We start from the raw sequence: 25,795 nt of genomic DNA on the forward strand, positions 1-25,795 counted from the left end.
GGGTCACTGGAATCGGGACTTTTCCCTGCGCTTCGCCGCGGCCGGCGGGCCTAGCGTCGTCGTGTGAACAGTGTGGCGGAGAACTTGCGGGAGACGGCCGGCCAGGCGGCGCACAAGGCGCGGGACCTGCGGCGTCCCGGCCGCTACGCGGTGTCGGCGATGCTGGCGGGGGCGTACATAGGGATCGGCGAGGTGCTGCTGCTGGTCGCGGTGTCGCCGTTCGCGGTCGAGCACGCGGCGGTGACGCGGCTCCTGGAGGGGGCGGTCTTCCCGATCGCGCTGACGGTCGTGATGTTCGCCGGGGCGCAGCTGTTCACCAGCAATGTGATGGTGATGCTGATCGGTGCCCTGGCGGGGCGCACGGGGGTGCGGGACCTGGTGGCGAGCTGGACGCTGTCGCTGGCCGGGAACCTGGCGGGGGCCTTCGCCTTCGGGGCGATGGCGCACGCCTCGGGGGTGCTGTCGGGGCCGTCGGCCAAGGCGCTGCTCGCGGAGCTGGTGGCGGGCAAGGAGGCGCTCGCGGGCGAGCAGCTGTTCTGGCGTGCGGTGCTCTGCAACCTGCTGGTGTGTCTCGGGGTGTGGATGTTCTCCCGGGCGAGGGGTGACGCGGCGAAGATCTTCGTGCTGTGGCTGCCGGTGCTGGTGTTCGTGGCGGTGGGCTTCGAGCACTGTGTGGCGAACATGGCGCTCTTCTCCCTCGCGATCCTCGACGGGACGGCCGGCTTCGCCGATCTGGGGGGCAACCTGCTGTTCACCGTGCCGGGCAACATCGTCGGCGGAGCCCTCGTGGCCTGCGCGTACTGGTTCACGGGGCGGCCGGAAAAGGTGCCGGGGGAGGACGGCCAGGACTCCTGATTCGTCCTACGAATGATCATTTCCGCAGGTCAGGTAAGGCTTACCTGAGTGATGCACGGCACCGTGGCCGTGTCCGGCACGGGTTGTCAGGCCGAGATTAATTACGCAACAATGGCGTTGTGAAAAACGTTGGCGCGGCTCCGGTGGAGGAACTCGCGACCCGGGAGCGTTCGACGCGCAACCGGGTCGTGCGGTCGATCCTGGATCACGGTCCCTCGACCGTCGCCGATCTCGCCGGGCGGCTCGGCCTCACCCAGGCGGCCGTCCGCCGCCACCTCGACTCACTGGTCGGGGAGAACGTGGTGGAGGCCCGGGAGAAGCGCGTCTACGGGACCCGCACCCGGGGACGCCCCGCGAAGGTCTTCGCGCTCACCGACTGCGGCCGGGACGCCCTGGACCAGTCGTACGACTCCCTGGCCGTCGAGGCGCTCCGCTGGATCGAGCGGAACGCGGGCGGGGAGGCGGCCGTGGCCGCCTTCGCCCGGGACCGGATCGAGTCCCAGGCGGGCGCCTACCGCGAGGCCGTCGAGGCGGTCGAGCCCGAACGGCGGGCCGAGGCCCTCGCCAAGGCCCTGACCGCGGACGGGTACGCTGCCACTGCGCGGAACGCGCCGGTCGGCGAGCAGCTCTGCCAGCACCACTGCCCGGTCGCCCACGTCGCCGAGCAGTACCCACAGCTGTGCGAGGCGGAGACGGAATTCTTCTCCCGCCTCCTGGGAACGCACGTCCAGCGCCTGGCCACCATCGCGCATGGTGACGGCGTCTGCACCACGTTCATCCCGCACGGCACCCCGCAGACCACCGAATCAGCATCCGTAAGCACGGCCGGGAGGAACCCCGCATGACCACCGAGATCAGCCACCCCGAGCTCGAGGGCCTGGGTCGGTACGAGTACGGCTGGGCCGACTCCGACACCGCCGGTGCCACCGCCAAGCGCGGTCTCAACGAGGACGTCGTCCGCGACATCTCCTCGAAGAAGAACGAGCCCGAGTGGATGCTGAAGCTGCGGCTCAAGGGTCTGCGCCTCTTCGGCAAGAAGCCCATGCCGACCTGGGGCTCCGACCTCTCCGGCATCGACTTCGACAACATCAAGTACTTCGTGCGGTCCACCGAGAAGCAGGCCGAGTCCTGGGAGGACCTGCCGGAGGACATCAAGAACACCTACGACCGGCTCGGCATCCCCGAGGCCGAGAAGCAGCGCCTCGTCGCCGGTGTCGCCGCCCAGTACGAGTCCGAGGTCGTCTACCACCAGATCCGCGAGGACCTGGAGGAGCAGGGCGTCATCTTCGTCGACACCGACACCGCGCTGAAGGAGCACGAGGAGCTCTTCCGCGAGTACTTCGGCACCGTCATCCCCGTCGGCGACAACAAGTTCGCCTCCCTGAACACCGCCGTCTGGTCCGGCGGATCGTTCATCTACGTGCCGAAGGGCGTGCACGTCGAGATCCCGCTCCAGGCCTACTTCCGCATCAACACGGAGAACATGGGCCAGTTCGAGCGGACGCTGATCATCGTCGACGAGGACGCCTACGTCCACTACGTCGAGGGCTGCACCGCCCCGATCTACTCCTCCGACTCGCTGCACAGCGCCGTCGTCGAGATCATCGTCAAGAAGGGCGGCCGCTGCCGCTACACGACCATCCAGAACTGGTCGAACAACGTCTACAACCTGGTGACCAAGCGCGCCGTCGCCTACGAGGGCGCCACCATGGAGTGGGTCGACGGCAACATCGGCTCCAAGGTCACCATGAAGTACCCGGCCGTCTACCTGATGGGCGAGCACGCCAAGGGCGAGACCCTCTCCATCGCCTTCGCGGGCGAGGGCCAGCACCAGGACGCCGGGGCCAAGATGGTCCACATGGCCCCGAACACCTCCTCCAACATCGTCTCCAAGTCGGTGGCGCGAGGCGGCGGCCGCACCTCCTACCGCGGTCTCATCGAGATCGGCGAGGGCGCCCCGGGCTCCAAGTCCAACGTGCTCTGCGACGCGCTGCTCGTCGACACCATCTCCCGCTCGGACACGTACCCCTACGTGGACGTGCGCGAGGACGACGTCTCCATGGGCCACGAGGCCACCGTCTCCAAGGTCTCCGAGGACCAGCTCTTCTACCTGATGAGCCGCGGCCTCACCGAGTTCGAGGCCATGGCGATGATCGTCCGCGGCTTCGTCGAGCCCATCGCCAAGGAACTCCCGATGGAGTACGCCCTGGAGCTCAACCGGCTGATCGAGCTGCAGATGGAAGGGTCGGTCGGCTGACCGCCGCCCACCCCCGCAGCGACCGACTCACACGTACGCAGGAAGAGAGCAACACGACAGCCATGGCTGAGGCTCAGCAGAACATCCCGGCGGCGGGCTCCACCACCGCCGGCTCGATCGCGGTGGCCGCCGAGTCCACCGTCGCCACGCGCATGAGCGCCCCCCCGTCCTTCGACGTCGCGGACTTCCCCGTCCCGCACGGCCGCGAGGAGGAATGGCGCTTCACCCCGCTCGCCCGGCTGCGCGGACTCCACGACGGCACCGCCGTCGCCTCCGGCGAGGGCGTCAAGGTCGAGATCGAGGCCCCCGAGGGCGTCACCGTGGAGACCGTCGGCCGCGAGGACGAGCGCCTGCGCAAGGCCGGAGTGCCCGTCGACCGCGTCGCCGCCCAGGCCTACTCCTCCTTCGAGAAGGCCTCGGTCGTCACCGTCGCCAAGGACACCGTCCTCGGCGAGCCGATCCGCATCGCCGTGCACGGCCAGGGCGGCGTCGCCTTCGGCCACCAGGTCATCGAGCTCGGCGCCTTCGCCGAAGCCGTCGTGGTCATCGACCACACCGGTGACGCGGTGCTCGCCTCCAACGTCGACTACCTCCTCGGCGACGGCGCCAGGCTCACCGTCGTCTCCGTCCAGGACTGGGACGAGAAGGCCGTCCACGTCGCCCAGCACAACGCGCTGGTCGGCCGCGACGCCTCCTTCAAGTCCGTCGTCGTCACCTTCGGCGGCGACGTCGTCCGCATCCACCCCCGGGTGGCGTACGCGGCCACCGGCGGCGAGGCCGAGCTGTTCGGCCTGTACTTCACCGACGCCGGACAGCACCAGGAGCACCGCCTCCTGGTCGACCACAACACCCCGCACTGCAAGTCCAACGTGGCCTACAAGGGCGCGCTGCAGGGCCAGGGCGCGCACGCCGTCTGGATCGGTGACGTGCTCATCCAGGCCGCCGCCGAGGGAACCGACAGCTACGAGCTCAACCGGAACCTGGTCCTCACGGACGGCGCCCGGGTCGACTCCGTGCCGAACCTGGAGATCGAGACCGGCGAGATCGCCGGTGCGGGTCACGCCTCCGCCACCGGCCGCTTCGACGACGAGCAGCTCTTCTACCTGATGTCCCGGGGCATCCCGGAGACCGAGGCCCGCCGCCTCGTCGTCCGCGGCTTCTTCGCGGAACTGGTCCAGCAGATCGGTCTGCCGGACGTCCAGGAGCGCCTCCTCGCCAAGATCGAGGCCGAGCTGGAGGCCTCCGTCTGATGCCCTTCGTACGAGTCTGCGCGCTGAGCGAGCTGGAGGCCGACACCCCCAAGCGGGTCGAGGTCGACGGCACGCCGGTGTCGGTCGTGCACACCGAGGGCGAGGTGTTCGCGATCAACGACATCTGCTCGCACGCGAACGTCTCCCTCTCGGAGGGCGAGGTCGAGGACTGCGCGATCGAGTGCTGGCTGCACGGCTCCAGCTTCGACCTGCGCACCGGCAAGCCCTCCGGCCTTCCCGCGACGCGCCCCGTCCCCGTATACCCCGTAAAGATCGAAGGGGACGATGTGCTCGTCTCCGTCACCCAGGAGTCCTGAGTCACCCATGGCAACGCTCGAAATCCACGACCTGCACGTCTCCGTCGACGCGGAGAACGGCCCCCGCGAGATCCTCAAGGGCGTCGACCTGACCATCAAGCAGGGCGAGACGCACGCCGTCATGGGCCCCAACGGCTCCGGCAAGTCGACCCTGGCCTACTCCCTCGCCGGGCACCCGAAGTACACGATCACCGGCGGCACCGTCACCCTCGACGGTGAGGACGTCCTGGAGATGTCGGTCGACGAGCGCGCCCGCGCCGGTGTCTTCCTCGCCATGCAGTACCCGGTCGAGGTCCCCGGCGTCTCCGTCTCCAACTTCCTGCGCACCTCCGCCACCGCCGTCCGCGGCGAGGCGCCCAAGCTGCGCACCTGGGTGAAGGAGGTCAGGTCCGCGATGGAGCAGCTCCAGATGGACCCGGCCTTCGCCGAGCGCAACGTCAACGAGGGCTTCTCCGGCGGCGAGAAGAAGCGCCACGAGATCCTCCAGCTCGAACTGCTCAAGCCGAAGATCGCGATCCTCGACGAGACCGACTCCGGCCTCGACGTCGACGCCCTGCGGGTCGTCTCCGAGGGCGTCAACCGCGTCCGCGAGACCGGTGAGGTCGGCACCCTGCTGATCACGCACTACACGCGGATCCTGCGCTACATCAAGCCCGACTTCGTGCACGTCTTCGCGAACGGCCGCATCGCCGAGTCCGGCGGCGCCGAGCTCGCCGACGTGCTGGAGAACGAGGGCTACGACAAGTACGTGAAGGGTGGCGCGTCCGCGTGACTTCTGCCCATCAGGGGCTCTCCGGCCTCCTCGACACCGAGGCGATCCGCAAGGACTTCCCGCTCCTGGACCGCGTGGTCCACGGCGACAAGAAGATCGTGTACCTCGACTCGGCGGCGACCTCGCAGAAGCCGCGCCAGGTCCTCGACGCGCTCACCACGTACTACGAGCGTCACAACGCCAACGTCCACCGCGGTGTGTACACGGTGGCCGAGGAGGCGACGGCGCTCTACGAGGGCGCCCGTGACAAGGTCGCGGCCTTCATCAACGCGCCGAGCCGCAACGAGGTGATCTTCACCAAGAACGCCTCCGAGTCGCTCAACCTCGTGGCCAACATGCTGGGCTGGGCCGACGAGCCCTACCGCGTGGACCACGAGACCGAGATCGCCATCACGGAGATGGAGCACCACTCCAACATCGTGCCGTGGCAGCTGCTCTCGCAGCGCACGGGCGCGAAGCTGAAGTGGTTCGGCCTCACCGACGACGGACGTCTCGACCTCTCGAACATCGAGGAGGTCATCACCGAGAAGACCAAGATCGTCTCGTTCACGCTGGTCTCCAACCTGCTCGGCACGGTCAACCCGGTGGAGGCGATCATCCGCCGCGCCCAGGAGGTCGGTGCGCTGGTCTGCATCGACGCCTCCCAGGCGGCCCCGCACATGGTGCTGGACGTCCAGGCGCTCCAGGCCGACTTCGTGGCCTTCACCGGTCACAAGATGTGCGGCCCGACCGGCATCGGCGTGCTGTGGGGACGGCAGGAGCTCCTTGAGGACCTGCCGCCGTTCCTCGGCGGCGGCGAGATGATCGAGACCGTCTCGATGCACTCCTCGACGTACGCCCCGGCCCCGCACAAGTTCGAGGCGGGTACGCCCCCGATCGCCCAGGCCGTCGGCCTCGGCGCGGCCGTGGACTACCTCTCGGCGATCGGCATGGAGAACATCGCGCGCCATGAGCACGCGATCACCGAGTACGCCGTCCGGCGTCTCCAGGAGGTCCCCGACCTGCGGATCATCGGCCCCACCACGGCCGAGGACCGGGGCGCGGCGATCTCCTTCACGCTCGGTGACATCCACCCGCACGACGTGGGCCAGGTCCTCGACGAGCAGGGCATCGCGGTCCGGGTCGGCCACCACTGCGCGCGGCCGGTCTGCCTGCGGTACGGAATTCCCGCGACCACGCGGGCGTCGTTCTATCTGTACTCCACTCCGGCCGAGGTCGACGCCCTGGTCGAGGGTCTGGAGCACGTCCGGAACTTCTTCGGCTGAGGGACGGGTTCGTGAAGCTGGATTCGATGTACCAGGACGTCATCCTGGACCACTACAAGCACCCCCACGGGCGCGGTCTGCGGGACGGCGACGCCGAGGTGCACCACGTCAACCCGACGTGCGGTGACGAGATCACGCTCCGGGTGAAGTACGACGGCTCGCGCGTCGAGGACGTCTCGTACGAGGGACAGGGCTGCTCCATCAGCCAGGCCTCGGCCTCCGTCCTCAACGAGCTGCTCGTCGGCAAGGAGCTGGCCGAGGCGCGGAAGATCCAGGAGGCCTTCCTGGAGCTGATGCAGTCCAAGGGCCAGATCGAGCCGGACGAGGCCATGGAGGAGATCCTGGAGGACGCGGTCGCGTTCGCCGGGGTGTCCAAGTACCCGGCCCGGGTGAAGTGCGCGCTGCTCAGCTGGATGGCGTGGAAGGACGCGACCGCCCAGGCACTGGGGGACGATCAGAAGTCTGTGAGGAAGTCGGCATGACCGAGAACGCCGAGGCCACCATGAAGCCGGCCTCCGAGGAAGAAGTCCGTGAGGCGCTGTACGACGTCGTCGACCCCGAGCTGGGCATCGACGTCGTCAACCTGGGCCTGATCTACGGCATCCACATCGACGACTCGAACGTCGCGACGCTGGACATGACGCTGACGTCGGCGGCCTGCCCGCTGACCGACGTGATCGAGGACCAGGCCCGTTCCGCGACGGACGGCATCGTCAGTGAGCTGAAGATCAACTGGGTCTGGATGCCGCCGTGGGGTCCGGACAAGATCACGGACGACGGGCGCGAGCAGCTGCGCGCGCTCGGCTTCAACGTCTGAGCCGCGATCACACGAGAACGGCCGCGCCCCACCGGGCGCGGCCGTTCTCGTGTTCCGGGCCGGACCGGATCGCCAGGAAGGTCCCGCCGCGCGGGCCAGGTCCGCGGCCAGGTTCTCCTCGCGGATGCGCTGGTCCACGAGGAGGAGGGTGGTCACAGAGCCCTGACCAGGTGCGGGGAGCGGCGCATCGAGGCGAGGGCGCCCTGGTTCTCGATGCTGAAACCGAGCGGCGCCAGAGGCATCACGCCGGGCTTGGGCGGCGGGTGGCCGTAGCCGTACGGGGGCCCGGGGAAAGGCCGTGCGGACACGGTGTCCGGCGGCGTTGTGTACGATCGTACGCATGGGTTACGGACTGCTCGCGGGCGCCATCGTCGCGGAGATCTTCGCGACCGTCTCCATGAAGTACAGCGAGGGCTTCACCAAGCTCTGGCCCTCCCTCGTCACCGGCGCGGGATACGTCATCGCCTTCGCGCTGCTCGCCCAGGCGCTCAAGACCCTCCAGATCGGCACCGCCTACGCCATCTGGTCCGGCATCGGCACCGCCGCCGTCGCCACCATCGGCGTCCTCTTCCTCGGCGAGACCCTCAGCCTCGCCAAGGTCGCCGGGATCGTCCTCATCGTCGCCGGGGTCGTCGTCCTCAATCTGGGCGGCGCGCACTGATGGCCCGTGCCCGCCGCCACGACCCCGAGCGCCGCGAACGGATCGTCGACGCGGCCCTCCGGGTCGCCGGGCGCTCCGGCATCGCGGGCCTCAGCCACCGCACCGTGGCCGCCGAGGCGGACGTGCCGCTCGGCTCCACCACCTACCACTTCGCCTCCCTCGACGAACTCCTCGTCGCCGCCCTGCGCAAGGCCGACGAGAGCTTCGGGCGGCTGCTCCGCGACAGCCCCGCCCTCACCGCGCCCGGCACCGACCTCGCCGGGGCCCTCGCCCGCCTCATGGGGGAGTGGCTGGACGGCCCACGCGCGCGCGTGGAGCTGGAGTACGAGCTGTACCTCGCCGCCCTGCGCCGTCCCGCGCTCCGGCCCGTCGCCGCCGAATGGGCCGAGACCGTCGTGGCCGTCCTGGCCCCCCGTACCGACCCCGTCACCGCCCGCGCCCTCGTCGCGCTCATGGACGGGATCTGTCTCCAGGTCCTGCTGACCGGCGGCGCGTACGACGAGGAGTACGCGCGCGAGATGCTCGCACGGGTGCTGCGCCCGACCGGCGCCTGAGCCCGTCCGGCACCGGGCCCGCCGGGTCGGCTCGGCCCGACCGGCACCTGAGCCCGCCCGGCACCGGGCCGCCCGGCCCGACCGGTGCCTGAGACCGGTTGGCCCGCGCGGGGCTCCGCCGGTTAGGTTTTCCGTCATGACCACTGCTCCTCGCCCCACCGGCGCCGTCGCCGCAGGCCTCGCCACCATCGCCGGAGACGGCACCGTTCTCGACACCTGGTTCCCCGCCCCCGAGCTGACCGACGCGCCCGGCCCGGCCGGTACCGGACCGCTCTCGCCCGACGAGGCGCTCAACGCCCTCGGCGAAGGCGCCGTCAAGGCCCTCGGCGTGGACGCCCGCCGGGGCGTCGAGGTGGTCGCCGTCCGTACCGTCATCGCCTCGCTCGACGAGAAGCCGCTCGACGCCCACGACGCCTATCTGCGCCTGCACCTGCTCAGCCACCGGCTGGTCAAGCCGCACGGCCAGAGCCTCGACGGCGTCTTCGGGCTGCTCGCCAACGTCGCCTGGACCTCGCTCGGCCCGGTCGCCGTCGACGACATCGAGAAGGTCCGGCTCAACGCGCGCGCCGAGGGCCTGCACCTCCAGGTGACCTCGATCGACAAGTTCCCCCGCATGACCGACTACGTGGTGCCCGCCGGGGTCCGCGTCGCCGACGCCGACCGGGTCCGCCTCGGCGCCCACCTGGCCGCAGGCACCACCGTCATGCACGAGGGCTTCGTCAACTTCAACGCGGGCACCCTCGGCACCTCCATGGTCGAGGGCCGGATCTCCGCCGGGGTCGTCGTCGGCGACGGCTCCGACATCGGTGGCGGCGCCTCCACCATGGGCACCCTCTCGGGCGGCGGCAACGTCGTCATCTCGATCGGCGAGCGCTGCCTGGTCGGCGCCGAGGCGGGCGTCGGCATCGCCCTCGGTGACGAGTGCGTCGTCGAGGCCGGTCTGTACGTCACCGCGGGCACCCGGGTGACCCTGCCGGACGGTCAGATCGTGAAGGCGCGCGAGCTCTCCGGCGCCTCGAACATCCTCTTCCGCCGCAACTCGGTGAGCGGCGCCGTCGAGGCCCGCCCGAACAACGCGGTCTGGGGCGGTCTCAACGAGGTCCTGCACAGCCACAACTGACGTACGGCGAAACCCTGACCGCCCCGTCGGACTCCTCCCGGAGGCCCGGCGGGGCGGTCATCCGTTTGGAGTAACGGAGGGGGCGTCGTGAAACTCCTGTGGCGCACGGTACCGAAGGGAGGACCCGGCGTTAACAGGGCGGAGCACAGTGTTCCCAGCAAGTGGACGAGCGAGGAGTCGACATGACGAGGAAGACCACGGTCGCCGGAGTGCTCACGATGGCGGCGGTGCTCTGGCCCGCCGGGACCGCCGCGGCGGACGAGACGCACCACGACTCGCACAACGGGCCGAACATCGCCCTGATCTCCACCGGTCAGATCGACGACCCGATGGAGGACGTCCTCGAACACGCCGCGATCTTCGGCCGGACCGACACCACCGACTCCGCCTGATCCTCGCGGAGCAGCGCTTCGAGCGCGGCGCGCAGCCCGTCGGCCGTCTCCCGGTCGGCGGGCAGCAGCGGTTCCCGGGGCACCCCGCCGAGCAGCGCCTTCACCGTCACCGTGCCGGGCAGCCCGGCGGCCATCATCGCCTCGGCCAGCGGCAGGAGCCGGGCGTGGAGCCGGGCGGCCGTCGCGGTGTCGCCCGCGTCGAAGGCGTCCAGGACCGCCCGCAGCCGCCGGGGCGCCACATTGGCCACCGTACTGACGTATCCGGCGCCGCCGACCGCGTACAGGGGCAGGTTCAGCTCCTCGCAGCCCGAGTAGTAGGCGAGCGGGGTCTCCGCGATCAGCCGCGCCGAGCCGAGCAGGTCGTAGGCGCAGTCCTTGACCGCCACGATCCGGGGGTGGGCGGCGAGCCGCCGCAGGCTCTCCGGCGCGATCCGGGTGCCGGTGCGGCCCGGGATGTCGTAGACCATCACCGGCAGTCCGGTGGCGTCGGCGACCTTCAGGAAGTGCGCCTCGACGGCCTGCTGGGGCGGGCGGCTGTAGTACGGGGTGACGACGAGGAGTCCGTCGGCGCCCGCCTCCTCCGCCGCGCGGGCGAGCGCGACGGTGTGCCGGGTGTCGGCGCTGCCGACGCCCGCGACGAGGTGCGGTCCGGGGCCGACGGCCGCCCTGACGGCGCGGACCAGGGCGGTCTTCTCGGCGTCGGTGGTGGTGGGGGACTCGCCGGTGGTGCCGTTGAGGACCAGGCCGTCGCAGCCCTCGGCGACGAGCCGGACGGCCAGCTCACCCGCCCGGTCGAGGTCGAGCCCGCCGGTGGGCGTGAACGGGGTGATCATCGCGCACAGGGCGCGGCCGAAGGGGCGTGCGGTGTCCATCCGGAAAGTCTGGGCGCCCCGGACCCTGAAGGTCCACTTAGATCTTCTTGGTCCGGGGCGTAAGCACCGCTGAAGGGTTGCCCGTGATCAGCGGCGCTGACGGGTCTTGCGGTCCTACGGGCGGAAGCGCAGGACCTGCGGGTCGTGGTCGCTGTTCTGGTCGGCGAACTCCGCGTTGATGTGGACGCTGTCGTAGGTGAAGTGACGCACGCCCGGACTGGTCAGGATCTGGTCGAGGACCTGGCTGTTGCCCTGGTACACGTACGAGTAGCGCTCACCGCGCGGCAGCGACTTCACGGCCGGGTACAGCACGCCGCCGTCGGTCAGCGCCTTCGTGGTGCCGGAGAACTCGAAGTCGTTGATGTCGCCGAGGACGAGGACGTCCGCCTGCTTCTCGACCGCGACGATCTGCTTCACGAAGGTGTTGACGGCCTGCGCCTGGAGGAGGCGCTTCGCCTCGGAGGAGCGGTTCGGCGGCTGGTGGTGCGAGACGATGGACTCGTCGCCGCCCTTCGAGCCGAAGTGGTTGGCGATCACGAAGACCGTCCGGCCGCGGAAGACGAACTCGCCCGCGAGCGGCTTGCGGCTGGAGTCCCAGGCGGTGTTCGCCGGGTCGACCCGGCCGGGGGAGAGGGTCAGCGCCGCCCGGCCCTTGGTGCCGGTGACCCCGGTGGGGGTGGTCGCGTCGCCGCCCGCGCGGTCCGTGAAGGAGACCCGCTCGGGGTTGAAGAGGAAGACCTGACGGATGTTGCCGCCGGGCTCGCCGCCGTCCTTGTTGTTCTCCGGGGCGATCGAGCGCCACGCGTACGCCGGACCGCCCGCCGCGACGATCGCGTCCGTGAACTTCTTGACCGTCTGCTCGGCGGAGACCGTGCCGTCGTTCTTGGCGCCGTTGTCGTCCTGGATCTCCTCCAGGGCGATGATGTCGGGCGCGGACAGGTTCTCCACGACCGCCTTCGCGAGCGCGTCGAACTTCGTCTGCGGGTCGCCCGGGTCCAGGTTCTCCACGTTGTACGTGGCGACGGCCAGCTCGTTCCGGTGCTGCTTCGCCGTGGTCTCGCGCTTCAGACCGCGGTCGACGACCGTGCCGAGGGTGCGGGCCGTCAGGGTGTAGCCGCCGAACTGGTTGAAGTCCAGCGGGCCCTCCGTGGTGCCGGTCAGCCGGTCGCCGACGTTCGCCACCGGGAACGGCTGCTGGGCGAGCGGGGTCAGCGACTGGATCTGGAGCCGCCCGGTGTTCTGGGAGCCGTACGAGCCGTAGACCGTGCCGCCCCGCACATTGCGGTTCTCCCACGGCTTCACCGTCACCCACAGCTCCGCGTACGGGTCGGTGGCGCCGACCACGCGCGAGGAACCGATCCGGACGTTGGTGCCCTCCAGGGACTCGTAGTAGTCCAGGGCGTACTTCTTCGGGTTCAGCGTCAGGCCGTTGACCGAGCCGCCCGCCGCCGGGTCGCCCTCGGGGGCGTACCGGTCCGGCACCGACCAGGCGGAGATCGTCACCGGGGCGGGCACCGGGTTGTCCTTCGACAGCACCGTGACGACCGGCCGCGACAGCTGGGTGAGCGACTGGTTGCCCGAGGCCTGACCGCCCGGGACGTACTCGGTGACCGTTCCGTTCACACTGACCGCGTCGCCGACCGCGACCGTCGGCACGGAGCTGGTGAAGACGAACACGCCCTCGCTGGTCGCCGGGTCGTCGTCCGCCTCCGGGTCCTGGATCCAGAAGCCGCGCGAACCGTAGGTCCGGACACCGGTGACGATGCCCGTCACCCCGGTGACCTGCTGGCCGACGAGCGGGGAGACGCGGGTCGTGCCCTGGATGTCGTGGACGCGGACACCGGCGGCGGTGTCCGCCGCGGCGCTCGACGAACCGCCGAGCAGACCGGCGGCGAGGGCGGAGGCGACGACGGCGGAGACCGCGGCGGACCGCGCGACGGTACGGCCGGCAGCTCTCGGTATGGAGGAAGGCATCAGGGGGCTCCGGGGGTGCTTGGAGGAACGGCAGAATCATCTACGCGCGTCAATCTCTTTGCAGAGGCACCGACTTGTCAAGGGTCGACGGGTGTACGAAGGCTGACGGACACATGAACCGGCGGACGCCCTCCCGGATGCGTCTACGCTGAGAGCGGTGCTCCGGGCCCGTCCCCTGAGCCCCCTTCGTCCTTCCACCCCCGTACGTCCCCGTCGAGGAGCCCCCACATGTCAGCGGAGCACCCCACCCTTCCCCCCGTTCGGCTCCGTGCGGACGCGGAGCTGGCGCGGGACGCCCTGGCCGCCCCCCTTCTCGCGCGCGCGGTGCGGCTCGCCCGGTGGGCCGGGCCCGACACCCGGGTCGACGCGGGCGGCGAACTCGTCGACGAGCAGCTCCCCGAGGCCGCCGCCCTCCTCGGCCTCACCCCCGACGAGGACGGCGAACTGGCGGCGGGCGACGCCTGGCGGCTCGCCGTCGACACCGGTCTCGTGGAGGTCGAGGACGGCACCGAGGGCGAGGACGGAGACACTCCCGGCAGCGCCGCGCCCGGCGAGAACCTCGCCGTCGTCACCGGCGGCTCGCCCCAGGACGTCCTCGCGCTCTGGCTGGACGGCTTCGACGCGGTCTTCGGTGACGCCGTCGCCCCCGTCATCGACGACCTCGACGCGCTCGTCGGAGAGGACGGCGAGATCGACATCGAGGCCCTCGACTGGGACCCCGAGAGCGAGGCCGAGTTCCTGGAGGGCGTCCTCGGCAACCTCTACCTCCTCACCGTCAGCGAGGCCGCGCCCGACGAAGGCCCCGTGCCGCTGCCCGCCCTCGCCGCCTCGATGGTCGTCCCCGACGACATGGGCGAGCCCACCGACGACGTCCTGGAGCAGGTCTCCGACGCGATGATGCGGCTGGACGAGCAGTTCCAGCTGCTCGAACCCATCGGGCTCGTCGAGTACCAGCCCGTCGACGAGGCGCTGATGGCCGAGGAGGGCGAGGAGCCCGCGCCGCCCGTCGACGACGAGGACGTCACCCGCTACGGCATGGTCCGCCTCACCCCGCTCGGCCTGTACGGCGTCCGGGCCCGGATGCTGGACGCCGGGGTCGACGCGCCCGCCGTCGGCGACCTCGCCGACAAGGGCGCCGACGCGCTCCTCGACGGCATCGCCGTCTACCCGGAGACCGCCGCGCGCGAGGAGACCGCCGCCTGGCTGGTCGGCCGGGACGCGCTCACCGCCGCCCGCGAGCTGCTGCACGCCGCCCGTGGCGCGGACGCCGGATCGCCGCTGCGCCGCCTGCACTGCCAGCAGACGCTGTCCCTGGTCGGCCCCGAGGCGGAGCCCGCCGTACGGGAGGTCCTGGACGACGCCGAACTCGGTGGCCTGGCCCGGGTCTGGCTCGCCGAGCGCGGCGCCGCCGACGTGCCCGCGCCGCCGGAGTCGATGGTCTTCTGGCTGGCGATCGACACCATCGCCGCCCAGCTCGACGCGGACGGTGACCTGCGGGAACTCCAGGAGCTCGTCGAGGGGCTGACCGGACGGCACAGCGGCTTCTTCGAGGCGGCCTGGCGGGTGCCGCACCCGGCGACGGCGGAGGTCCTGGAGGCGATGGGACGCCTGCACCGGGACAAGACCTCGGCCAAGGAGGCCCGCAAGGCCGCCTTCAAGGCCCGCTCCCAGCGCTCGAACTGACCGGACGGCGCACGGGCCCGCCCCCGCGGACGCGCGGGCCCGGTTGCCGGGCCCGGCCGCCTGCCCACGGGGCACCGCCACCGGTCGTGACCGGCGGTGTTCCCGTGGTGTTCAGGCGCCGTTCGCGGTGGCGCGGGAGGGTGGCCAGCGAGATTCGGCCACCACAGGGAGAACGCCACACCATGCCCCTCAACCGCAGAGAGTTCACCAAGCAGTCCGCCGTCGCCGGTGCCGGGCTCGCCCTCACCGGTGTCGTGGGCGCCCTCGCCACCGCGCCCGAGGCCCTCGCCTCCGACGAGCCCGAGGCGTACGGCCCGGGGCACGACAAGGACCGCGGCCACGGCCACGGGCATGACCACGGGCACGGACACCGGATCGGCTACGGGCCCCTCCTCGCGGACCCCGAGGGGATGCTGGCGCTCCCGGCCGGGTTCTCGTACCGCGTCGTCACCCACAGCGGCGTGACCCGCCTGGAGTCCGGCGAGTTCACCCCCTCCAACCACGACGGCACCGCCGCCTTCGCGGGCCCGCGCGGCACCACGTACCTGGTCAACAACCACGAGCTCAAGGGCACCCGCGACAAGTGGGCGCACCCCGTGCCGCTCACCGAGGGGCTCGTCTACGACCCGGCGGCCTCCGGCGGCTGCACGGTCGTCGAGGTGCACCGCGACGGCACCGTCGCGGAGTGGGTCGGGCTCGCGGGCACCTCCACCAACTGCGCGGGCGGCCGTACCTCCTGGGGCACCTGGCTGACGGGCGAGGAGAACTCCGACCGCGCCGGGGTCAACGGCATGACCAAGGACCACGGCTACATCTTCGAGGTCGACCCGCGCGACCGGCGGGCCAACCGCGCCCCCAAGCCGGTCAAGGCCTTCGGCCGCTACGACCACGAGGCCGTGGTCGTGGACCCGAAGCGGGGCCACGCCTATCTCACCGAGGACGCCTCCAACCCCAACGGGCTGCTCTTCCGCTGGACCCCTCCGAAGGGCTTCGAGCACGGCCGGGGCAGGCTCCGGACCCTCGCCGACGACGCCGGAGTGCTCCAGGCGTTCAAGTGCGTCGACTCGGCGGGCCGGTTCGTGGACGACCTGTCCCGGGCCACCCGGATCGGCACCGTCTACGGCGTGGACTGGGTCGACGTCCCCGACCGCGACGGCCGCACCACCTCCGTCCGCAAGCAGTTCGCCGCGGGTGAGGTCACCCGGGCCCGCAAGCTGGAGGGGATGTGGTGGGCCGACGGCGGCGCCTACGTCGTCTCCTCGTACGCGCGCGCCGAGAGCCCCGGCGCCGCGCACGACGGCCAGGTCTGGTTCTACGAGCCCAAGCGCCGCACCCTCACCCTCAAGGTGCTGCTCGGCGTGAACGCGAACCCGGACGAGGACGGCGCCTTCGACGGCCCCGACAACATCACGGTCTCCCCGTACGGCGGGCTCGTCATCGCCGAGGACGGCGAAGGGGTCCAGCACCTCTTCGGCGCGACGGACTCGGGCCGTACGTACCCGATCGCCCGGAACGACCTCAACGACAGCGAGTTCACCGGGGTCACCTTCTCGCCGGACGGTGACACGCTGTTCGCGAACATCCAGGAGCCGGGCATCATGGTGGCCGTCACCGGACCCTGGCGTCGGCAGCCCCGACGCTGAGGCCGGAACCGACCCCTGGTCAGCTCCATGGGCTGACATCTAACATGTCAGCCCATGGACGCCTTACGGCCCGTCGGCCGGACCCTGTTGCGTGACCGCGCCTACGAGGCGCTGCGCGAGGCCATCGTGCGCGGTGACCTCGCCCCCGGCGCCCCCCTCAAGGACGCCGATCTCGCCGCACGGCTCGGGCTCTCGCGCGCACCCGTGCGCGAGGCCCTGGCCCGGCTCGGCGACGAAGGACTCGTCGAGTCCAAACCGCAGAGCTACACCCGGGTGACCCGGCCGGTCAGCCGGGTCGTCAGGGACGCCGCCTCGGTGGTGCGGGTGATGCACGAACTCGCCGCCAGGACCGGTGTTCCGCTGCTCGGGCCCGAGGGCATCCGGACCATGCGCGAGGCCAACGAGCGCTTCGCCGCGGCCGTCCGCGCCTCCGACGTGGAGGCGGCCCTGCGCGCCGACGACGAACTGCACCAGGTGCTCGTCATCGCCAGCGGCAACCACGCCGCCGCCGCGACGATCGCGCGGTACACGCCTCTGATCCGCCGCGTCGAGCGGCGGCTCTTCGGCGACGCCGGGAGCTGTGGATCGGCCGAGCTGCACGCCCGGCTCATCGAGGCGTGCGAGGCGGGGGACCCGGCGGAGGCGGTACGGGTCACCACGGAGATATGGGCCGCTCTCGAACAGCTCGCGGACGACGCCATCGAGGTCGCCGAGGTCACGGGGATACCGGCACCGACCGGGACGGGGTCCGGGTCCGGGGCCGGGGCGGGGGCACCTGCGCCCGGACCCTCCGGACCTTCCGGAGCGTCCCGCCCGTCCGGGGCCGTGGGCGGGTCCGGGGCCGCGCCGCCGGGGCCGTAGCGCGTCCAGGAACGTCGACCAGCAGCCGTCACTCACCGGGAGCAGCTTTGCCGATCACCGACTTCGAACGCTATCCGCTCCTCTTCGGGCCCTCGCCCGTCCACCCCCTCGAACGGCTCAGCCACCACCTCGGCGGCGCCACCCTGTGGGCCAAGCGCGAGGACTGCAACTCCGGTGTCGCGTACGGCGGGAACAAGACCCGCAAGCTGGAGTACCTGGTCGCGGACGCCCTCGCGCAGGGCTGCGACACCCTCGTCTCCATCGGCGGGGTCCAGTCCAACCACACCCGTCAGGTCGCCGCCGTCGCCGCCCGCGCCGGGCTGCGCTGCGTGCTCGTCCAGGAGAGCTGGGTCGACTGGCCGGACGCGGTCTACGACAAGGTCGGCAACATCCTGATCAGCAGGCTGGCCGGGGCCGACATCCGGCTGGTGCGGGCCGGTTTCGGGATCGGCTTCAAGGAGAGCTGGGAGCAGGCCCTGCGCGAGGTCGAGGAGGGCGGCGGGAAGCCCTACGCGATCCCGGCGGGCGCTTCCGACCACCGGCTCGGCGGCCTCGGCTTCGCCAACTGGGCGTACGAGGTGGCGGAGCAGGAGCGGGAACTCGGCGTCTTCTTCGACACGATCGTCGTCTGTTCGGTGACGGGTTCCACCCAGGCGGGCATGGTGGCGGGCTTCGCCGCGCTCGCCGAGGAGGGCGGCAGGGCCCGCAGGGTCGTCGGGATCGACGCCTCCGCGAAGCCGGTGGAGACGCACGGGCAGGTCACCCGGATCGCCCGGGACACCGCAGCCCTGATCGGTGTCGAGCGTCCGGTGACGGAGGCGGACGTCGAGCTGGACGAGCGCTACCACGGCGGGGTGTACGGCATCCCGGACGAGGCCACCCTCGACGCGATGCGGCTCGCCGCCCGCACCGAGGGCATGGTCACCGACCCCGTCTACGAGGGGAAGTCGATGGCGGGCATGATCGACCTGGTGGACCGGGGGGAGATCGGCGGTGACTCCACCGTGCTCTACGCCCACCTCGGCGGCCAGCCCGCCCTCAACGCCTACAGCGCCCTGTTCTCCTAGCCGTTCGCTCCGGGCCGTCCTCCCGGACCGTTCCCGGGGCCGTTCTCCGGGCCGGTCGGCCCCCGGACGGCCCGGAGGAGACGGCGCCCCGGACGGGACGGTTCCGGACAGGACGGCGCCCCGGGCCGGACGGGACCCGGGGCGCGTCCGGCGGGCCGGTCGCTCAGAGTGCCTGCGCGGCCGGCTTCACCATGCCCCGGACGGTCCGCGACTTCACGAACTCGCCCATGGCGGTCATCTCCCACTCGCCGCTGAACTGCTTGATCAGCTTGGCCATCATCACGCCGGTCTGCGGCTCGGCGGTGGTGAGGTCGAAGCGGACCAGTTCCTCACCGGTCGCCGCGTCCATCAGCCGGCAGTACGCCTTGGCGACCTCGGTGAACTTCTGGCCGGAGAACGAGTTGACGGTGAAGACCAGGCCGGTGGCCTCGGCCGGGAGCCGTCCCAGGTCCACGACGATCACCTCGTCGTCGCCCGCGCCCTCGCCGGTGAGGTTGTCGCCGGAGTGCTTGACGGAGCCGCCCAGGATGGCCAGCTTGCCGAAGTAGCAGCTGTCCAGGTGGTTGCGCTGGGGTCCGTACGCGATGACGGAGGCGTCCAGGTCGATGTCCTTGCCCCGGTACGCGGGCTCCCAGCCGAGGCCCATCTTGACCTGGGACAGCAGCGGGCGGCCGTTCTTGACCAGGGAGACCGTCTGGTTCTTCTGGAGGCTGACCCGGCCCTTGTCGAGGTTGATCTTGCCGGTGGAGACCGGTGCGGCGGGGGCGGCGGCCGGGGGAGCGGGCGGCACGGGGGCCGCGATCCGGGGATCGGCCGGGGCGACGGGCGGCGCCACCGGCGGTGCGGCCTGGGCGGCGGGCGCGGGGGCCGCCGGGGCCGCCGGGGCCGCGGCGGGCGCGTCGTCCACCGAGACGCCGAAGTCCGTCGCGATGCCCGCGAGTCCGTTCGCGTAGCCCTGGCCGACGGCGCGGGCCTTCCACGCGCCGTTGCGCAGATAGATCTCGACGACCACGAGCGCGGTCTCGCCCGCGAGCCGGGGCGGGGTGAAGGTGGCGAGGACGCTGCCGTCGTCCGCGTTGCGCACGGTGGCCGTGGGCTCGACGCCCTGGAAGGTCTGTCCGGCGGCGTCGGGGCTCGCGGTGACGACGATCCGCTCGACACCGGCCGGCAGGGCGGCGGTGTCCACCAGGATGGCGTCGGGGGCGGTCCCGCCGCCTGAGCGGTAGGTGACACCGGGGCCGGACGGCTGGTTGTAGAAGATGAAGTCGTCGTCCGAGCGGACCTTGCCGTTGGCGCCGAGCAGCAGGCCCGAGACGTCGAGCCGCACGGGGGCGGCCACGTCCACCGCCACGCGCGCGGCGGTGAGAGGGATGTTCGAGCCGGGGGTCATTGCGGTCATGCCAGGGATAACGAGCCGGGCGGCTTTGCCGTTCCCTTACTTCCGTCCCGTTCGGCCACTCCGGTTACGGGGATGGTCCCTGGCCTGGCGTTCGTTGCCGAAGCGGTACGCCCCGGTCCAGCGGGCCATGACCAGCTGGGCGTCCCCGGTCGCGGCCTCGGCGAGGAACTTCCCGGCGCGTGCGCCGCGCAGCACGCCCGCGGCGCGGCCGAGGTGGGTGAGGACGACGGAGCCGTCCCGGCGTTCCTCGTAGGCGAACCCATGGGGTCGTGGCATGACGGGCATCCTGCCGTTCCCGGTCAGATCCGTCCTATGAATATTCTTTCGGCGGCGGGTGCGGTGGGGGCTGAGAGGCTGGTGCGACCAGTGGGAACAGGGGACGGTGGGGTTCCGGCGGGCCCCGTGGACGGCAGCCGCTTCCGGACGCGGGACGTGGACGAGGCGCGCGAGGAGCTGGACGCCCGCTACTACACGAGCCGGATGGACGTCGTCGGCCGGGAGCGGCGCGCCTTCGCGGCGCGCTTCGACATCGTCGAGCTCGGCCCGCTGGTCATCGGTGACCTGAGCTGCGGGACGGACGTCCGGATGAGCTTCGGCGAGCTGGGCGCGTACCACCTGAACGCACCGCTCGGCGGCACGATGGAGATGCGCCAGGGCGGGGCGCCGGTGGTCGCCACGGCCGGGCGGGCCCTGCTGCTCGACCCGGCGGGGGACACCTTCCTCGACCGGTGGAGCGGGGACTGCCGGACGCTCTCCGTGAAGGTCGGCGCCGACGCCCTGCGCGACCGGCTCGAACAGCTCGTCGGCCGTCCGCCGCGCGGTCCGCTCGCCTTCGCGCCCGCCCTGGACATCACCCGGGGGCCCGGTCTGAGCTGGGTCCGCTTCGCCCGCCGGGTCGCCGCCGAGGCGCTGGCGGGGGAGGGCCTGGCCCGGCACGAGCTGGTGGCGGGCCCGCTCCAGGAGGCCCTGCTCAACGGGCTGCTGCTCGCCGCCGAACACCCCTGGCGGGAGGCGCTGGCGCACCCGGGGGAGCCGCGCCGCCCGGCCCCGGTCAAGCGGGTGATGGACGCGGTGCGGGAGCGGCCCGAGCACCCGTTCACCACCACCGAACTCGCCGTCCTGGCCCGGGTGAGCGTCCGCCGCCTCCAGGAGTCGTTCCGGGAGTACGTGGGGATGTCCCCGATGGCGTACGTGCGGGAGGTCCGGCTCGACCGGGTCCGCGAGGAGCTGCGGGCCGCCGCGCCGGACGGGGTGAGCGTGAGCGAGGTCGCCTGGCGCTGGGGCTTCGGCCACCAGGGGCGGTTCGCGGCGCGCTACCGGGAGAAGTACGGCGAGTCCCCGTCCCACACCTTGCGCGCGGGGCGCTGACGGCACGGGCCGCTTGGGGCGCGGGGCCGCCGGGGAGAGCGGCCCGGGTGGAACGGGCGGCGGGTCCGGACCCGTGGCGGGCCGCTCCGCTGCCCGCGCGCGAGACGGCCATGGGACCCCGTGCGGCAGCCCTGCCACGCGCGCCCGTGCGGCAGCCGTCCACCAAGACCGCACAGAGGGCTCTGAAGTCCCCCCGCCACGCGCGCGTGCGGCAGCCCGGTGCGTGTCCCCGCGCCGCCTCATCGCGTACCTCCGCGGCGGACCGCCGTGCGCCCGCGCCGCCTCACCACGTACCTCGTGTCCCCGTGCCACCCCGCCGCGTTCCTCCGTGGCAGGCCGCACGCCTGCGGCGCCCCGCCCGTGCCCCCGCCGCACCTCGCCGCGCATTCCGGACAGGTGCCGCGTTCCGCGGCTCGCGATGATCTTCGGCCGGGCCTACGGTGGGTGGGTCAGGAGCGCTCGCGCTCCCGTGGCCCGGGACCCGGCCGGCTCCCCCGTATCAGTTCGGCCGGGTCCCGCGCGGGTCCGCCGTCCGCCCGTTCAGCGCGGCCACCGGGGCGGGTCCACGCAGAAGCCGCCGCCCACGTAGAGGTCCTCGGCGCTGCCCTCCGGGGGGAGCCCCCGCGCGGCGACGAGCCGCTCCGCGTACGGCTCCGAGTCGTCCCGCGGCGCGTATCCCAGCGCCCGCGCGCTGGAGAGGTCCCACCACGCGCGCGTGTTGGCGGACGAGCCGTACACCACGGTGTGGCCGACGTCCTCGGCGGTCAGGGCCGCGTGCAGCAGCCGGGCGCAGTCGGCGGGACTGAGCCAGGTCGACAGCATCCGCACCGAGGTGGGCTCGGGGTAGCAGGAGCCGATCCGGACGGAGACGGTCTCGGTGCCGTACAGGTCCCAGTGGAGCTGGGCCAGGTCCTCGGCGAAGCACTTGGACAGCCCGTAGAAGGTGTCGGGCCGGTGCGGGGTGCCGACCGGGACGAGCGGCTCGCCCCCGCGCGGGCGCCGGGTGAACCCGACGGCGTGGTTGCTGGAGGCGAGGACCACCCGCCGGACGCCCTCCTCGCGGGCCGCCTCGTACAGATGGTGGGTGCCGGTGACGTTGGCCGCGAGGACCTTCTCGAAGGTCGACTCCAGGGAGATGCCCGCCAGGTGCACGATCGCGTCCACGCCCCGGACCGCCTCGCGCAGCGCGGCGCGGTCCGCGAGGTCGGCGACGACCGCGTCCGGCGCGCCCGGCACCGGCCGGACGTCCAGGAGGCGCAGCTCGTGGCCGTACGGGGGCAGCAGCTCCCGCATCATCGTGCCGACGCCCCCGGCGGCGCCGGTGAGCAGAACGGTGCGGGGTGCGGACATGGGGCTCATTCCCTCAGCTGGGTGCCATTCACAACCGTGGACACGCTAGGGAGGCTCCAGGAGGGCGTCAAGGGGCGGGCCCCGTCGTCCGGTTCTCTCCTTGACCGGCCAGGACGGGCTGAACTAGCGTGCGCGGGGATGCTGTTCAAGCATATGGACGACAGTCAGGACTGTGCACAGAACGACTGTGCGCACAGGACTTCCCCGGGAGCCCCCGTGACCCCTGCCCCGCTCGCCGACCGGCTCGACGGCCTGCTGTTCTTCCCCGTCACCGCCTTCGCGCCCGACGGCTCCGTCGACCTCGACGCCTTCCGCGCCCATGTGCGCGCGGGCGTGGACGCCGGGGCCGGAGCCGTCTTCGCCTGCTGCGGCACCGGCGAGTTCCACGCCCTCGCCCCCGAGGAGTTCCGGGACTGCGTCGCCGCCGCCGTCGAGGCGGCCGGGGGCCGGGTGCCCGTCGTCGCGGGCACCGGCTACGGCACCGCCCTCGCCGTCCGCTACGCCCGGCTCGCCGAGGAGGCGGGCGCCGACGGACTCCTCGCCCTGCCGCCGTACCTCGTCGTCGCCGACCAGGCGGGACTCCTCCGCCACTACACCGAACTCGCCGCGGCCACCCCGCTCGACGTCATCGTCTACCAGCGCGACAACGCGGTCCTCACCCCCGAGACCGCCGTCGCCCTCGCCCGCACCGACGGTGTCATCGGCCTCAAGGACGGTGTCGGCGACCTCGGCCTGATGCAGCGGATCGTCAGCGCCGTCCGCTCCGAGGGCCTCGGCCTGCTCTACTTCAACGGCCTGCCGACCGCCGAGCTCACCGCCACCGCCTACCGGGGCATCGGCGTCACCCTCTACTCCTCCGCCGCCTTCTGCTTCGCCCCCGACCTCGCCCTGGCCTTCCACCGGGCCCTCGCCACCGGCGACGACACCACGGCGGACCGGCTCGTCGACGTCTTCTACCGGCCCCTCGTCGAACTCCGCGACAAGGGACGCGGATACGCCGTCTCGCTCGTCAAGGCGGCGGTACGGGAAGGCGGCCAGGACGTCGGCGAGGTACGGCCGCCGCTGAGCGAACCCGCACCCGAGCACGTCGAGGAACTCCTCCGGCTCGTCGCCCGCGCCCGCCGTCTCGTCCGGGAGACCGGCGCGTGAGGGCCGGAGCGTTCGTCTACCCCTGGGACGTCGACGGCGACCCCGCCGCGCCCGGTCTCCTCGCCGGGCTCGGCCTCGCGCAGGTCACCCTCGCCGCCGCCTACCACTCCACCCGCGCCCTGACCCCCCGCCACCCCGCCCACCGGATCGTCACCGCCGCCCACGCCGCCGTGCTCTACCCGCCCGATCCGGACCGCTGGGCGGGCCGCGCGCTCCACCCGTACCCGGCGGGGGAGTGGGCCCCCGGCGATGCCTACGGGCGGGCCGCCGACGCCCTCGCCGCCACCGGCCTCGACGTGCACAGCTGGGTCGTCCTGGCGCACAACTCCCGGCTGGGCGCCGAGCATCCCGAGACCTCCGTCGTCAACGCCTACGGCGACCGCTACCCGTGGGCCCCCTGCGTCGGCCGCCCCGAGGTCCGCGCCCTCCTGGTGGACCTGGCCGCCGAAGCCGCCGTACGGCCCGGCGCCTCCGGCACCGAACTGGAGTCCTGCGGCTGGTACGGCCTCGCCCACCTCCACGCCCACGACAAGACGGGCGGCGTCCCGCTGGGCGACCGGGAGCAGTACCTGATGTCGCTCTGCTTCTGCTCCTCCTGCCGCGAGGGGTACGGGGCCGGGGGCGCCGACCCGGACGCACTGGCCGCCGCCGTGCGCGCCGCCCTCGTGCCCGTCTGGGCCGGGGCGGGCCCGGCGGGCGGACTCGGCGCCCTGGAGGGCCCGGCCCTGGCCTGGCGCGCCGGGACCGCGCGCGCCTTCCAGGAGGCCGCCGTCGCCGCCGTACGGGCCGCCGCCCCGCCCGGATTCCGGATCCTGCTGCACGCCGACCCGGACCCGTACCGCTGCGGCGCCGACACCGGTACGGACCCGGCGCACGTCCTGGGCCTCGCGGACGGGGTCGTCGCCCGGCCGCCCCGGGTCGCGCACTTCGCGGCCCACGCACGCCGGGACACCGTCCTCGCGGTGAACCTGCCCGTCGTCACCGGTATGGGCGGGGCGCCCGCGCGCCTCGCCGACGACGCCCGCCGGGCCCGCGACGAGGGCGCGACCGAACTGCGGCTCTACCACGCGGGCCTGGCCTCGGACGGGGACCTGTCGGCGGTCCGCACGGCACTGGGAGCACTGGCGCGCGACGCGCTCTGAGGGACCGTCGGGGGCTTCCGCCGGGGCCGGAGCGTACGGCCCCGGCGGAAAGCGCCCCTGACGGCTCGTGCGGGCCGGGCCCGCGTCCTTCTCGTGCCCGTCTCCGGGGCCGTCCCGTGCCGGGCGCCCGGCCGGTCGCGGGTGTCGTTCCCGTTCGGACGGGCTCAGTTCGCGTCCGTCCCGCCGCCGGTCTCTCCGTGCTCGTCCCCGTGCGTCTCCCCGCCCGTCTCCCCGTCCTGGGCGGACAGCAGACGGGCGGTCGAGGCGCGGGTGTCCGCGACATGGGCGCGGGCCAGTGCCTCCGCCGCGTCCTCGTCGCCGTCCCGGACCGCCTCGTACAGGCGCTCGTGCGCCCCGCACATCGGTTCGCCGTCCGAGTGCGCCGAGGTCAGCCGGAAGAGCCGCCGCAGCCGTGAGTCGAGCGGGGCCATCAGATCCACCAGGAGCGGGTTCCCGGAGAGTTCGACGATCCGCCGGTGGAAGTCGGCGTTGAGCGAGACGGCCTCACGGAGCCGCCCGGACTCCGCCGCCCTCCTGGCCCGCGCCAGGAGCCGCTCCAGGTCCCGCAGCCGCGCCGGGTCGGCGTGCCGCGCCGCGAGGCGGGCGGCCAGCCCCTCCAGGTTCTCCCGCACGTCGAAGAGGTACGCGGCCTCCTCGGGGCCGAAGTCCGCCACCACCGAGCCCCGGCGCGGCTGCACCGAAAGGAACCCCTCCGACTCCAGGCGCTGCATCGCCTCGCGCACCGGCACCCGGGAGACCCGCAGCTCGTCGGCGATCTCCCGCTCCACGAGCCGCATCCCCGCCGGGTACTCCGCCTCGATGATCCGCTCGCGCAGCTCCACGTAGACCCGCTCCCGCAGGGACGTGTGGGTGTCCCCGATGGCGGCGGCGCGGTCGGCGGGGCGGTGGACGGTCATCGGGCGGCTCCAGACGGGACGGGCGGGGGGTGGTGGTCGTGGGGGCGGTGCCCGGCCGGTGCCGGGGCGGGTGCCCGGACGGGGGCGTCCGGGAGGGACGGCGGGCGGCG

Annotated in this window: 26 protein-coding genes and 1 pseudogene; 20 read left to right on the forward strand and 7 right to left on the reverse strand. The window is 72.5% G+C overall.

Annotation, left to right across the window (positions count from 1 at the left end; translation table 11 throughout):
• Nucleotides 1-63: 63 nt before the first annotated feature.
• The 9 genes from ACIO92_RS08735 to ACIO92_RS08775 all read left to right on the forward strand — a co-directional run bounded on the left by ACIO92_RS08735 (nt 64) and on the right by ACIO92_RS08775 (nt 7,533).
• A complete protein-coding gene (locus ACIO92_RS08735) occupies nt 64-855 on the forward strand; it encodes a formate/nitrite transporter family protein (protein WP_402279247.1) in 792 nt (263 codons plus the stop codon).
• A gap of 119 nt (nt 856-974) precedes the next feature.
• Nucleotides 975-1,700, forward strand: coding sequence for a metalloregulator ArsR/SmtB family transcription factor (locus ACIO92_RS08740; RefSeq protein WP_351794770.1), 726 nt, complete (start codon nt 975-977; stop codon nt 1,698-1,700).
• Nucleotides 1,697-3,112: a Fe-S cluster assembly protein SufB gene (gene sufB, locus ACIO92_RS08745; protein ID WP_351794767.1), complete on the forward strand. Its 1,416-nt coding sequence runs from the start codon at nt 1,697-1,699 to the stop codon at nt 3,110-3,112. The genes ACIO92_RS08740 and sufB overlap by 4 nt, the downstream gene beginning before the upstream one ends.
• Before the next feature lie 62 nt (nt 3,113-3,174).
• The gene (gene sufD, locus ACIO92_RS08750) at nt 3,175-4,362 is read left to right on the forward strand and encodes a Fe-S cluster assembly protein SufD (protein ID WP_366443027.1); all 1,188 of its coding nucleotides are present in this window, start codon (nt 3,175-3,177) and stop codon (nt 4,360-4,362) included.
• Complete coding sequence (locus ACIO92_RS08755) at nt 4,362-4,679, forward strand: bifunctional 3-phenylpropionate/cinnamic acid dioxygenase ferredoxin subunit (RefSeq protein ID WP_366443028.1); 318 nt, start codon at nt 4,362-4,364, stop codon at nt 4,677-4,679. The genes sufD and ACIO92_RS08755 overlap by 1 nt, the downstream gene beginning before the upstream one ends.
• 7 nt (nt 4,680-4,686) lie before the next feature.
• Entirely contained in the window at nt 4,687-5,451 is a 765-nt protein-coding gene (sufC, locus tag ACIO92_RS08760; protein ID WP_351794759.1) for a Fe-S cluster assembly ATPase SufC, read from the forward strand.
• On the forward strand, nt 5,448-6,716 hold the full coding sequence (locus ACIO92_RS08765) for a cysteine desulfurase (protein ID WP_366443029.1): 1,269 nt from the start codon (nt 5,448-5,450) through the stop codon (nt 6,714-6,716). The genes sufC and ACIO92_RS08765 overlap by 4 nt, the downstream gene beginning before the upstream one ends.
• Nucleotides 6,717-6,727: 11 nt before the next feature.
• Complete coding sequence (gene sufU / locus ACIO92_RS08770) at nt 6,728-7,198, forward strand: Fe-S cluster assembly sulfur transfer protein SufU (RefSeq protein WP_366443030.1); 471 nt, start codon at nt 6,728-6,730, stop codon at nt 7,196-7,198.
• Nucleotides 7,195-7,533, forward strand: a complete 339-nt coding sequence (locus tag ACIO92_RS08775; protein ID WP_366443031.1) for a metal-sulfur cluster assembly factor — start codon at nt 7,195-7,197, stop codon at nt 7,531-7,533. The genes sufU and ACIO92_RS08775 overlap by 4 nt, the downstream gene beginning before the upstream one ends.
• 152 nt (nt 7,534-7,685) lie before the next feature.
• Here ACIO92_RS08775 and ACIO92_RS08780 read toward each other — a convergent pair whose 3' ends face one another.
• A complete protein-coding gene (locus ACIO92_RS08780; RefSeq protein WP_366443032.1) occupies nt 7,686-7,841 on the reverse strand; it encodes a hypothetical protein in 156 nt (51 codons plus the stop codon).
• A gap of 32 nt (nt 7,842-7,873) precedes the next feature.
• On the opposite strand from ACIO92_RS08780, the gene ACIO92_RS08785 reads away from it, so the two are divergent.
• The 4 genes from ACIO92_RS08785 (at nt 7,874) to ACIO92_RS08800 (ending at nt 10,260) form a co-directional block, all read left to right on the forward strand.
• Entirely contained in the window at nt 7,874-8,194 is a 321-nt protein-coding gene (locus tag ACIO92_RS08785; protein WP_366443033.1) for a multidrug efflux SMR transporter, read from the forward strand.
• Nucleotides 8,194-8,748 (forward strand): TetR/AcrR family transcriptional regulator, encoded by a 555-nt coding sequence (locus ACIO92_RS08790; RefSeq protein ID WP_402279238.1) that lies wholly within the window; start codon nt 8,194-8,196, stop codon nt 8,746-8,748. The genes ACIO92_RS08785 and ACIO92_RS08790 overlap by 1 nt, the downstream gene beginning before the upstream one ends.
• A gap of 136 nt (nt 8,749-8,884) precedes the next feature.
• Nucleotides 8,885-9,868: a 2,3,4,5-tetrahydropyridine-2,6-dicarboxylate N-succinyltransferase gene (gene dapD, locus ACIO92_RS08795; protein WP_401235624.1), complete on the forward strand. Its 984-nt coding sequence runs from the start codon at nt 8,885-8,887 to the stop codon at nt 9,866-9,868.
• Nucleotides 9,869-10,050: 182 nt separating this feature from the next.
• Nucleotides 10,051-10,260: a hypothetical protein gene (locus ACIO92_RS08800; RefSeq protein WP_366443036.1), complete on the forward strand. Its 210-nt coding sequence runs from the start codon at nt 10,051-10,053 to the stop codon at nt 10,258-10,260.
• On the opposite strand, the gene dapA is transcribed toward ACIO92_RS08800, so the two are convergent.
• Together dapA and ACIO92_RS08810 are read right to left on the reverse strand one after the other, a co-directional pair.
• Nucleotides 10,182-11,132 (reverse strand): 4-hydroxy-tetrahydrodipicolinate synthase, encoded by a 951-nt coding sequence (gene dapA / locus ACIO92_RS08805; RefSeq protein ID WP_402279234.1) that lies wholly within the window; start codon nt 11,130-11,132, stop codon nt 10,182-10,184. The genes ACIO92_RS08800 and dapA overlap by 79 nt on opposite strands.
• 114 nt (nt 11,133-11,246) lie before the next feature.
• The gene (locus tag ACIO92_RS08810; protein ID WP_366443038.1) at nt 11,247-13,106 is read right to left on the reverse strand and encodes an endonuclease/exonuclease/phosphatase family protein; all 1,860 of its coding nucleotides are present in this window, start codon (nt 13,104-13,106) and stop codon (nt 11,247-11,249) included.
• 228 nt (nt 13,107-13,334) lie between these two features.
• On the opposite strand from ACIO92_RS08810, the gene ACIO92_RS08815 reads away from it, so the two are divergent.
• The 4 genes and pseudogenes from ACIO92_RS08815 (at nt 13,335) to ACIO92_RS08830 (ending at nt 18,360) form a co-directional block, all read left to right on the forward strand.
• Nucleotides 13,335-14,789 (forward strand): hypothetical protein, encoded by a 1,455-nt coding sequence (locus tag ACIO92_RS08815; RefSeq protein WP_366443039.1) that lies wholly within the window; start codon nt 13,335-13,337, stop codon nt 14,787-14,789.
• 182 nt (nt 14,790-14,971) lie between these two features.
• Nucleotides 14,972-16,432, forward strand: coding sequence for an alkaline phosphatase PhoX (locus ACIO92_RS08820; protein WP_366443040.1), 1,461 nt, complete (start codon nt 14,972-14,974; stop codon nt 16,430-16,432).
• A gap of 54 nt (nt 16,433-16,486) precedes the next feature.
• Nucleotides 16,487-17,125: pseudogene (locus ACIO92_RS08825) on the forward strand (GntR family transcriptional regulator); the annotation flags it as partial.
• Nucleotides 17,126-17,340: 215 nt separating this feature from the next.
• A complete protein-coding gene (locus ACIO92_RS08830; RefSeq protein WP_366443041.1) occupies nt 17,341-18,360 on the forward strand; it encodes a 1-aminocyclopropane-1-carboxylate deaminase in 1,020 nt (339 codons plus the stop codon).
• A gap of 163 nt (nt 18,361-18,523) precedes the next feature.
• Here the strand turns inward: ACIO92_RS08830 and ACIO92_RS08835 are convergent, their stop codons facing one another.
• Both ACIO92_RS08835 and ACIO92_RS08840 read right to left on the reverse strand, forming a co-directional pair.
• Entirely contained in the window at nt 18,524-19,759 is a 1,236-nt protein-coding gene (locus ACIO92_RS08835) for a TerD family protein (protein WP_402279229.1), read from the reverse strand.
• A gap of 36 nt (nt 19,760-19,795) precedes the next feature.
• The gene (locus ACIO92_RS08840; protein ID WP_366443043.1) at nt 19,796-20,035 is read right to left on the reverse strand and encodes a hypothetical protein; all 240 of its coding nucleotides are present in this window, start codon (nt 20,033-20,035) and stop codon (nt 19,796-19,798) included.
• Nucleotides 20,036-20,161: 126 nt separating this feature from the next.
• Here ACIO92_RS08840 and ACIO92_RS08845 point away from each other — a divergent pair, with 126 nt between their 5' ends.
• Nucleotides 20,162-21,127: an AraC family transcriptional regulator gene (locus ACIO92_RS08845; RefSeq protein WP_366443044.1), complete on the forward strand. Its 966-nt coding sequence runs from the start codon at nt 20,162-20,164 to the stop codon at nt 21,125-21,127.
• A 540-nt stretch (nt 21,128-21,667) separates the two neighbouring features.
• On the opposite strand, the gene ACIO92_RS08850 is transcribed toward ACIO92_RS08845, so the two are convergent.
• Nucleotides 21,668-22,477 (reverse strand): NAD(P)-dependent oxidoreductase, encoded by an 810-nt coding sequence (locus tag ACIO92_RS08850; RefSeq protein WP_366443045.1) that lies wholly within the window; start codon nt 22,475-22,477, stop codon nt 21,668-21,670.
• A 216-nt stretch (nt 22,478-22,693) separates the two neighbouring features.
• Between ACIO92_RS08850 and ACIO92_RS08855 the strand changes: the two genes are divergently transcribed.
• Nucleotides 22,694-23,626 carry a 5-dehydro-4-deoxyglucarate dehydratase gene (locus tag ACIO92_RS08855; RefSeq protein ID WP_402279224.1) on the forward strand — a complete coding sequence of 311 codons (933 nt, stop codon included), beginning with the start codon at nt 22,694-22,696 and terminating at the stop codon, nt 23,624-23,626.
• On the forward strand, nt 23,623-24,768 hold the full coding sequence (locus tag ACIO92_RS08860) for a hypothetical protein (RefSeq protein WP_366443047.1): 1,146 nt from the start codon (nt 23,623-23,625) through the stop codon (nt 24,766-24,768). Before ACIO92_RS08855 ends, ACIO92_RS08860 begins: the two co-directional genes overlap by 4 nt.
• 164 nt (nt 24,769-24,932) lie before the next feature.
• Here ACIO92_RS08860 and ACIO92_RS08865 read toward each other — a convergent pair whose 3' ends face one another.
• Complete coding sequence (locus ACIO92_RS08865; RefSeq protein ID WP_402279221.1) at nt 24,933-25,685, reverse strand: GntR family transcriptional regulator; 753 nt, start codon at nt 25,683-25,685, stop codon at nt 24,933-24,935.
• Nucleotides 25,686-25,795: the final 110 nt, after the last annotated feature.

This window comes from Streptomyces sp. NPDC087215 (assembly GCF_044744885.1).
Classification (GTDB): Bacteria; Actinomycetota; Actinomycetes; order Streptomycetales; family Streptomycetaceae; genus Streptomyces.